The sequence below is a fragment of the Vibrio sp. 1078-1 genome (genome assembly GCF_033340475.1).
Window position 1 is genome coordinate 1 of sequence record NZ_JAWOWM010000682.1, and the last position, 569, is coordinate 569.

1 protein-coding gene is annotated in these 569 nt (G+C 50.3%); it reads left to right on the plus strand.

Annotated elements, in window-relative coordinates:
• Positions 1 to 569 (plus strand): hypothetical protein (locus R7190_RS29490; protein ID WP_318138153.1); only part of this gene is annotated, 569 nt, incomplete at both ends.

A 569-nucleotide genomic window follows, 5' to 3' on the forward strand; every position in this document is an offset into this window, starting at 1 on the left:
AGCCAAGTTGAGCGAATATTTGCACTGATGCTGCACACCGCAATTGGTCACCTTGAACGTCCCGAACGGTTTCTTGCCTGTTTAGACCGCTTAGATGATCGCGCCATTACCGAGAGTTTGGCGTTTCAACGTAGCATCGCCGTTGCACGCTTTTTTGTCGATGGCACTGAGGATGTGGCATTGCTAGAGGAGCAAGATCAGCGTCGCGTGTTCTCTCTTATTGCGAACGAACTTTCTGCTCTTACTCAGCTTGAACCAGCGAGTCAATGGTTGGCGAAAGCCGCATTAGGAATGACACCACACGATGCAGAAGAGGTGCTAGCGCGTTCGATCGCAATCACCGCAAACAACTTGGCTTGTCAGTATGAAGAGCTCTCAGAGCGTACTGACGAGCAGAAAGCGAGGATGTTAGAGTCTGCAAGGCTAGCACTGGATTATTGGAAAATAGCGGGCGGTTGGATGCAGGAAGAGCGCGCAGAATATCGTTTGGCGATGAGCTTGCTGAAAGCCGATGCACCTAAAGAAGCCAAAGTGCATGCTGAACGATGTGAAGCCATTTGTCTGCAAAA